This window comes from Arthrobacter sp. ISL-5 (assembly GCF_018613835.1).
Taxonomy (GTDB): Bacteria; Actinomycetota; Actinomycetes; order Actinomycetales; family Micrococcaceae; genus Arthrobacter.
Genome location: NZ_JAGGPM010000067.1, coordinates 1 through 7839, shown reverse-complemented (window position 1 = coordinate 7839; position 7839 = coordinate 1). Strand labels below are relative to the sequence as shown.

The window sequence follows — 7839 nt, the reverse complement described above, 5'->3', positions numbered from 1 at the left end:
CAAGCTGGCGCCGAAAACACCAGCACAACGCCCGTCGGCACCACTACAGAAAACGCTCGAAGCTGAAATAAACGCGACTGTAGTACTAGGCGGCCAGGGGGTCCCAGCTCGGGTGTTGCAGCGTTCGGTGCTGTCGGCAGGACCATGAGAACGACGACCGCCGCCGATGCGCCAATCGTTTTCAGTCCTTGGAAGAGCGTACGTGCAACGTCAGCAGATTCACTGATGGTTTCCGCGATGTGTCCCAAGGGGCAATGATGCGGGGAGGACAAGATTTCGAGGATCCGGACACCGGTGAGTGGCGAGAGTACCGCCGGGAGGAGGCCCGGATTCAGGAGACCTTGCATTCTGGACCGGACACCATGCAAACCGTGGAGTGCCCCGCGGCAGTTCCGGCACGTGCGGACATGTCCGTCGACTTTGGCCTGGCCTGCCACCGTGGTGCGGTCGAGAGCAGAATCGGCCAACATCCGCAGCATGGAGTCGCAGCCGCGGCTTTCGGAGTCGCGCAGATACACCAAGAGATAGGCCTCACGAAGTCCTTTGCGAGCACGCCGGAGGAGGGCGGAGAGTGCGTTGGGGGCGACGTCGAGAAGCGGCGCGGCCTCGCGCGGCTTCAGCCCTTCAATCTCGACATACCAAAGGACTCTTTGCCAACGAAGGGGGAGGGTCGCGAAGGCCTCCGCGACGAAGTCGTGCTCCTGCGAGCCGCTGTGGAGCCCGTCGGTGTTCTGGCCGTCAGCCAGCTCGATGATCCGCCCTGACGGATGCTCGGCGGACGAATGGCGGTCAAATGCCGCAGTGCGGACAGCCCTCAGGAGATAAGGCCTGACCGGGCCGTCCGGCCCTTTTCCGCGTCGCATTGCGGTCAGGGATTTAAGGAATGCCGTGGCGGCGACGTCCTCTGCATCATGTGAAGATCTGCTCAGCGTGTTGGCATAGGCCAAGGCCGGTTCCCAGTGGGTTCTGAACAGTTCCAGAACGGCCCCGGTCTTGCCTTCCCGGCAGTCCTGTACGAGCCTCGCCTCGGCTTCTGCCGCGGCGGCTCCCGTAGCCGCAGACGTGCCGTCCGACGGGGTTGCGGTGGCCTTCACAGCACTGTCCGGCACGCGGACGCGACACGTGATTGACGGCAAACTGCATGCATAGTGACTCCGGGCGGACGATGAATTCCTGCTGGCGCGGGATGTGGTAGCGCTCACATAATCATCGAATGAGTCGTTCAAGGCGTTTTGGTCATAAAAAACATGAACAAGTCAGCGCGTGACGTTGGCGGCCTCTACTCGCGGTGGTCGGCGCCAGATGGTGCCTTGCTGTCCTCGCGGTCGATCGAAGCCAGCAACCGGTCCAGGGACCGCAGCACCCCGCCGGTTCGCCTTAGGGTGAGAACTGGGTCAACCGGGCTTGATCCCGCACTGGTCGCGGCGACGTAGTCAGCCCACTCACGGTTCAGTTTCTCGAACTCCCGCCGGCCCACCGATACGGTCAGCCGCCCGTCAGGTTCTTCAGACATACCGATCACCCCCCATTGCTGCGCATGCTGATTGGTTCTCATTTTACCGGTCAGCGGCGATCCGGCCTCTCGACGGGCCACGAGATCCCGTGCAGGAACGGCCCGCCGCAGTTGCGCTGCCACCAGCCGCAAACGAATCGCCGGCCACGATCTGGCAGCTGGCAGTCCTTTCGCGAGTGTTGTTGGACCACGCGGCCGGTGCGGACCAGAGAGGCCGGCGGAAATCGGCAATACTTCACTGAATTCTGTCCGCCTCTTTCAGGATCGGCAGGCCCGCCAACCAGGCCTGGTGGTTCCGGGCATGCCGGTTGAGCGGACGCGTGTACCGCAACGCTCTGCCGGCAGTGGCGAGGCTTAAGCCTTCCCGTTTCAGGGCTTCCTCAATGTCACTGATGCTGCCGATCCCGAGGCCGTGAAACTCGTTCTTTAGATCCTGCCGCGAGCGTGCAATCAGCTGTCCGATGGTGTTCACACCGTGCCGGGCGAGGCCGTTTGCTGCCCGTGCAGGCAGGCGTAGCTCAGATATCGGACGAGCCTGCTGCAGCTCTATGGAACGCGTCGACAACGTCCTCTGGCCGTCCGGCATCACAAGAATCCTCCCGCAATAATCAGGATCCCGCCGCGACGGCGGAATCACACGGAGTCTTAACCGTGCTGCCCGGAGTCCGTGACGGACAACTAGGGGCCCGACCCTAAAGGCTCGGACTTGCCAACCACCTGCAAACGCTTTCACAACAATTTTGGTTTCCGCGTCATGAAACAGGCTCGCCCGCGGTGAATGGTGTGAGGCGCTTGCAGTGCGTTCTCGCTTTTCGGCGTCGAGGGCAGGCAACCACATGGAAACAATTGTGCACGTTTCACAGGGGAGCGGGCATCTGCGCCGTGCAGCATCCGACGAGCCATCCGGCGGCATTCAGGGCGATGAAGCGGATTTGATTGCCGGCGTCCGGGCCGGGGATGCGGAGTCCATGGCGGTGCTGTATGAAAGGCATCGCGAGCCGGGGCTGCGGTTCATCCGGGGTCTAATGTCCGGCGCCCAGGAGTCCGAGGATGTGCTACATGACGCGTTCGCGAAGGCTGTTGGCGCGATCAGGAACGGATGCGGGCCCACGGATGTGTTTGGCCCCTATTTAAGCACCGCAATCCGTTCCGTCGCGATGACGTTCTGGAACAAGCGCGTTCGTGAGCAGCCGGCACCGGACGAAGACCTGGATCCGGGACCTGTCGATGACCAGGGACTCGAGACAGTCCTGACTGTGTTCGAGCAGGAACACGTCGCCGCTGCTATGCGTTCCCTGCCGGAGCGGTGGCGGACGGTCCTCTGGTACGCCGAGGTCATGGGCGAGAAGCCACGAAACATAGCACCGATCCTGGGCCTCGAACCCAACGCGGTGTCCGCCTTGCTAATCCGTGCCAAGGCGGGGCTGCGCACCGCGTACGAGCAACAGAGCGGATCGGAACTGAGTTCCGTAAGCGAAGCGAACTGACACTAGCGGGGAAATTCGGCGGAGTATCGGCGGGCCCCGCTCGCTGGCTTGGATCGATTGTGGAATTTCCTTCAGGCTGTGGGTTTCAAGCCAGTGAGATCCACGATGCTCCCGGTGACTGCTGCTTCTCGCACGGCCCAGATCCCGGCAATTGCGACGTCCTCGTACGCGAAAGCCTCCGAGGTGAGCATCACCTCACCATCCTCTGCGACCAGTCGGAACCTGAAGCAATCGTTCGCGTCCATATACAGTTCGAACAAAGCGGCCATGGGTCGTTCTCCTAACGTGATGCGAATCCTTCACAACGCAGGGTCTTAACCGCATGAAGAGGTGATCATGACGGCAGTCGCAGCCCGGTTGACCCTGTTTAGCCCGAGAACGACGGCGACACGCCGGCAAGTCCGGAGTGTCGCCGTCGTTTTTTGGCAAAGAGGGTCCGGCCGATTTGCGGAAATCCTTGGACCGCCTTGAGCGGATGTTGAGGCACCTTCGCAACACTCGAATAGACGGTACGAGGAATTGGGTCCGTGTGTTGGGGATGGTGCAGGTGGGAAGAATTCAGACCGGGCGGAAGCTGCGGGCCGTTGTGTCGGGCAGCCGCGAGCTGCTGAGGCAAAGCCCGGAACTCAAACGGCGGGCAGTTCACTGCATGAGGCTCTCGTGGAAGGTTCGCACCCTTTCCAAGGCATTGGCCAATGCCCTGGCCGACTCCCGTGAGGCATCCACCTGGCCCGGCCAGCGTCTCCCTGTCAGCTTCCAAATCTCCCAACAGGTGGAACTGCTCACGCAGCGCATCCAGGTCGAAACAGCGGCGGCCGCGGCGAGCTATGCAGCCCTTCGAAAGCTCTGCCGCCCGCTCCAAGGTGACCTTGTCTGAACCGAAAACGACGGCGACACCCCGGTAAGTCCGGAGTGTCGCCGTCGTTCTTGTGGCAAAGAAGGTCAGGAGCGTCAGCCGCGCAGCCGCTCCATGCCGGGATCGAACAGGGGCTCGGCGGTGACTGTCGCCGCGATGCGCTTACCGAAGTACTCGACCTCCACGGAGTCACCGATCCCGACGCCGGTCGGCAGCCAGGCGTAAGCGATCGGCTTGCGCACGGAGTAGCCGTACGCCGCGCTCGTGACGTACCCGGCGGGCTCGCCGTTGACGTAGACGGGCTCCTTGCCCAGCACAACGGACGTGCCGTCGTCCACGGTGAGGCACCGCAGCGCCCGGGAGGCCGGCTGTTCCTTGCGGGCGGCCAATGCCTCGCAGCCCACGAAGCCTTCCTTGTCCTTGGCGATCGAGAAGCCCAGGCCGGACTGGTAGGGGTGGTGCTCGGAGGTCATGTCCGTGCCCCACAGCCGGTAGCCCTTCTCGAGCCGCATGCTGTTGAACGCGCCGCGCCCGGCCGCGATGATGCCGTGCTCCTGCCCGGCCTCGAAGAGCAGGTCCCAGAGCTTCAGCCCGTACTCCGCCGTCGTGTAAAGCTCCCAGCCGAGCTCGCCGACGTAGGAGAGCCGCATGGCCGTGACGGGGATGCCGCCCACCGAGATTTCCTTGGTGCGGAAGTATTTCAGGCCGTCGTTGCTGAGGTCATCCTCGCTGACCTTGCCGATCACCTCGCGGGCCAGCGGCCCCCACAGCCCGATGCAGCAGGTGCTGCCGGTGATGTCGGCGACGTGGGCCCACTGGCTGGGGTCGGCGGCGGACTGCTTCCTGGCCTCGACGCGGAGGTAGTCGAAGTCCACGTTGCTGTTCACACCGAGCTGGAAGTCCTCCTCCGCGAGGCGGGCAACGGTCACGTCACTGCGGATGCCGCCGTCGTGCTCCAGCAGGAGGCAGTAGGTGACGGCGCCGGGCTTTTTGGCGATGTTTCCGGTGCTCAGGCGGTGCAGCAGCGCCTGGGCGCCGGGGCCGGTCACCGAGAGCCGCTTGAGCGGCGTCATGTCGTAAAGCCCGACGGCGGTGCGCGTCCTCCACGCTTCGGCCGCCGAAATGGGGGAGGAGAACATCGCCGACCAGGGGTCCCGTTCCGGGGCCTGCCACTCGGCGGGAAGTTCCTCGAGCAGGTCGGCGTTGGCCTCGAACCAGTGCGGGCGCTCCCAGCCGGCGGACTCCAGGAAGAAAGCCCCAAGTTCCTTCTGCCGGACGTTGAACGGGCTCACCCGCAGGTCGCGCGGGGATTCCTTGGGCTGCAGCGGGTGCAGCACGTCGTAGATTTCCACGAAGTTTTGCTGTGACGTCTCGCTGACGTACTGGTCGCTGGTCTGAACTTTCTCGAAGCGCGTGAGCTCACAGCCGTGCAGGTCGGTGCGGGGCCGGCCCTCGATGAGCAGCTCAGCCATGGCCTTGGCCACGCCGGCGGAGTGGGTGACCCACACAGCCTCGGCCACGAAGAAGCCCTCGACGTCGGGGGACTCGCCCATGAGCGGCCCGCCGTCCGGGGTGAAGGAGAAGATGCCGTTGAAGCCGTCCTCGATCTGCGCCCGGTGCAGGGCCGGGAGCAGGTCCTGGCTGTCCTCCCACGACGGAGCGAAATCTTCGAGCGTGAAGTCGAGCCGGGACGGCATGCGGTGCTCGGACATCTCATCGGCGCCGATCTTCGGCAGCGCGTCCATGTCGACGGGCATGGGGCGGTGGGCGTAGCTGCCGATGCCGATCCGGTCGCCGTGCTCGCGGTAGTACAGGTCTTTGTCCTGGTAGCGCAGGATGGGCTTGCTGGCCCCGTTGGGCGTCTCGTTGTGGCCGGCGAGCTCGGCGACCGGGGTGGACTTGACGTACTGGTGGGCCAGGGGAAGCAGCGGCACCTTCAGGCCGACCAGCTTGCCGAGTTCACGGCCCCAGAAGCCGGCGCAGGACACCACGATGTCCGCCGGGATGACGCCGGAGGAGGTTTCGACGCCGGTGACCTTGCCCGCCCACTGGGCGATGCCCGTGACGGTGGTGGACCCCAGGTAGGTCACCCCGGCCTCCCGGGTCCGGCTGATCAGCAGCTGGACCGCACGTGCGGCTGAGGCCAGGCCGTCCGACGGGACGTAGAGGCCGCCGAGGACCTTGCGGCCGTCGGACAGGGCGCCGCTGTTCAGCAGCGGCCAGTGCTTCTCGCATTCGTCCGCGTCGATGAGCCGGCCATCGATTCCCCACGACGTGGCGTAGCCGAGCTTGCGCTTGAGGTCCTGCAGCCGCGTCTCGGTGGTGGCCAGCTCGAGTCCGCCCAGCTGGTTGAAGCAGGACACTCCATCGGCGCTGAGGGAGAGCAGCTTGTCCACCGTGTAGCTGGCGAACTCCGTCATGGTCTTGGACGGGTTGGTCTGGAAGACCAGGCCGGGGGCGTGCGAGGTGGAACCGCCGGCAAGTTCCAGCGGCCCCTGCTCGACCACTGTGATGTTGGTCCATCCGCGGCTGGCGAGTTCATCCGCAAGGTTGGTGCCGACAATGCCGGCGCCGATGATGACGACGCGTGGTGATGCGCTCATTAATGTTTCTCCTGGTTCGCGTTAGCGGAATACGACGGTGCGGGTGTTGTTGAGCCGGACGCGGTGCTGGCAATGCCACTTGACCGCCCGGGACAGGGCCTGCGATTCGGCGTCCCGGCCCACAGTCACCAAGGCGTCCGGATCGAGGCTGTGGTCCACGCGGAAGACCTCCTGCTCGATGATGGGGCCTTCGTCCAGATCCGGCGTCACGTAGTGCGCCGTGGCACCGACCAGTTTCACCCCGCGGTCGTAGGCCTGGTGGTACGGCTTGGCGCCCTTGAAGCCGGGCAGGAAGGAATGGTGGATGTTGATGGCCCGGCCGCGCAGCCGGGTACACAGATCGTTGGACAGCACCTGCATGTAGCGCGCCAGGACCACCAGGTCCACGTCGTACTCAGCCACGAGTTCCAGCAGCCGCGCCTCGGCCTCCGGCTTTGTGCCGGGCGTCACGGGGACATGGATGAAGGGCAGCCCGGCGGTTTCGGCCATCGAGCGCAGGTCTTCATGGTTGGAAACCACGACGGCGATCTCTGCGCCCAGGCTGCCCGCCTGCGAGCGGAAGATCAGGTCGTTGAGGCAGTGCCCGAACTTCGAGACCATCACGAGAAGCCGCTGTGGCCTGCCGTCGTGGATGGCGAAGTCCATGCCGAATTCTTCGGCCGTTGGCTCAAACTCTGCCCTGAGGCCCTCCGCGACCGGGCCGTGCTCCCGACGGGCCCGGTCACCTTCACCGGAGGCGCCTCCGGTGAAGGCTGTACGCAGGTACAGCTTGCCGCTGACGTGGTCATCAAACTGCTGATGCTCCACGATGTCGAAGCCGCGGTCGGCCAGGAAGGCGGTGACCGCCCGGACGATGCCGGGCCGCTCTGGGCAGGCCAGAGTGAGGACGAAGTTCACCGGTCGGGTCTTGGAGATGGTTGTCGCGGCACCAGCTACGGCCGTCACTGGTCCGGTGGCGGCGCCGGTGCCGGCGGGGCGGCTTTCTATGATGGTGGTCACGGTTGCTCTCCTAGTTGCTGGCGTTGGCTTTGGTGGCGTCGCTGCTGGCGGCGTCACTGTTCGTTTCATCGCCAGGGCAGCGGGCGTCGGCGGAACAGCGCTCGTCGCACTCATGCCTCGTGACGAGGTCGAACTGGACGCCTCCGTGTTGTTCCACGCCGGTGCGGATGGCGCGTTCGACGACGGATGTGGCCAGGCGCCGTCGCAGGGCCAGCGGATCGCGGCGCAGGTCCTTGGTGAGGGCAAAACAGAGCAAGAGCATGACGATGACGAACGGCAGGGCTGCGACGATGGTGATTCGTTGGAGGCCGGCGAGGGCTTCCGAGGGTTTGTCGCCGCCGGCCAGCAACATGACCGCGGCCACGGCGCCGGTGAGGGTGC

At 64.8% G+C, this 7839-nt stretch carries 9 protein-coding genes; 2 read left to right on the top strand and 7 right to left on the bottom strand.

The annotated features are described in order from the left end of the window. The 3 genes from J7I89_RS24700 to J7I89_RS24690 form a co-directional block, all read right to left on the bottom strand. The coding region (locus tag J7I89_RS24700) for an RNA polymerase sigma factor (protein WP_214975986.1) at nt 1-1094 on the bottom strand (1094 nt) is incomplete at its 3' end. A 185-nt stretch (nt 1095-1279) separates the two neighbouring features. Continuing rightward, nucleotides 1280-1513, bottom strand: coding sequence for a hypothetical protein (locus tag J7I89_RS24695; RefSeq protein ID WP_214975985.1), 234 nt, complete (start codon nt 1511-1513; stop codon nt 1280-1282). 235 nt (nt 1514-1748) lie between these two features. After that, a complete protein-coding gene (locus tag J7I89_RS24690) occupies nt 1749-2099 on the bottom strand; it encodes a DNA-directed RNA polymerase subunit alpha C-terminal domain-containing protein (RefSeq protein WP_214975984.1) in 351 nt (116 codons plus the stop codon). A gap of 250 nt (nt 2100-2349) precedes the next feature. Here J7I89_RS24690 and J7I89_RS24685 point away from each other — a divergent pair, with 250 nt between their 5' ends. After that, nucleotides 2350-3000: an RNA polymerase sigma factor gene (locus J7I89_RS24685; RefSeq protein ID WP_214975983.1), complete on the top strand. Its 651-nt coding sequence runs from the start codon at nt 2350-2352 to the stop codon at nt 2998-3000. Between the two features lie 71 nt (nt 3001-3071). Here J7I89_RS24685 and J7I89_RS24680 read toward each other — a convergent pair whose 3' ends face one another. Then, nucleotides 3072-3269: a DUF1508 domain-containing protein gene (locus J7I89_RS24680; protein ID WP_214975982.1), complete on the bottom strand. Its 198-nt coding sequence runs from the start codon at nt 3267-3269 to the stop codon at nt 3072-3074. 278 nt (nt 3270-3547) lie between these two features. Here J7I89_RS24680 and J7I89_RS24675 point away from each other — a divergent pair, with 278 nt between their 5' ends. Then, nucleotides 3548-3877 (top strand): hypothetical protein, encoded by a 330-nt coding sequence (locus J7I89_RS24675; RefSeq protein ID WP_214975981.1) that lies wholly within the window; start codon nt 3548-3550, stop codon nt 3875-3877. A 74-nt stretch (nt 3878-3951) separates the two neighbouring features. Here J7I89_RS24675 and J7I89_RS24670 read toward each other — a convergent pair whose 3' ends face one another. From J7I89_RS24670 to J7I89_RS24660, 3 genes are all read right to left on the bottom strand, one after another. Then, complete coding sequence (locus J7I89_RS24670) at nt 3952-6459, bottom strand: FAD-dependent oxidoreductase (RefSeq protein ID WP_214975978.1); 2508 nt, start codon at nt 6457-6459, stop codon at nt 3952-3954. A 21-nt stretch (nt 6460-6480) separates the two neighbouring features. Then, nucleotides 6481-7458: a formyltetrahydrofolate deformylase gene (gene purU, locus J7I89_RS24665; protein ID WP_374102049.1), complete on the bottom strand. Its 978-nt coding sequence runs from the start codon at nt 7456-7458 to the stop codon at nt 6481-6483. A gap of 10 nt (nt 7459-7468) precedes the next feature. Next, a partial coding sequence (locus tag J7I89_RS24660; protein WP_214975974.1) for a BCCT family transporter occupies nt 7469-7839 on the bottom strand: 371 nt, incomplete at its 5' end.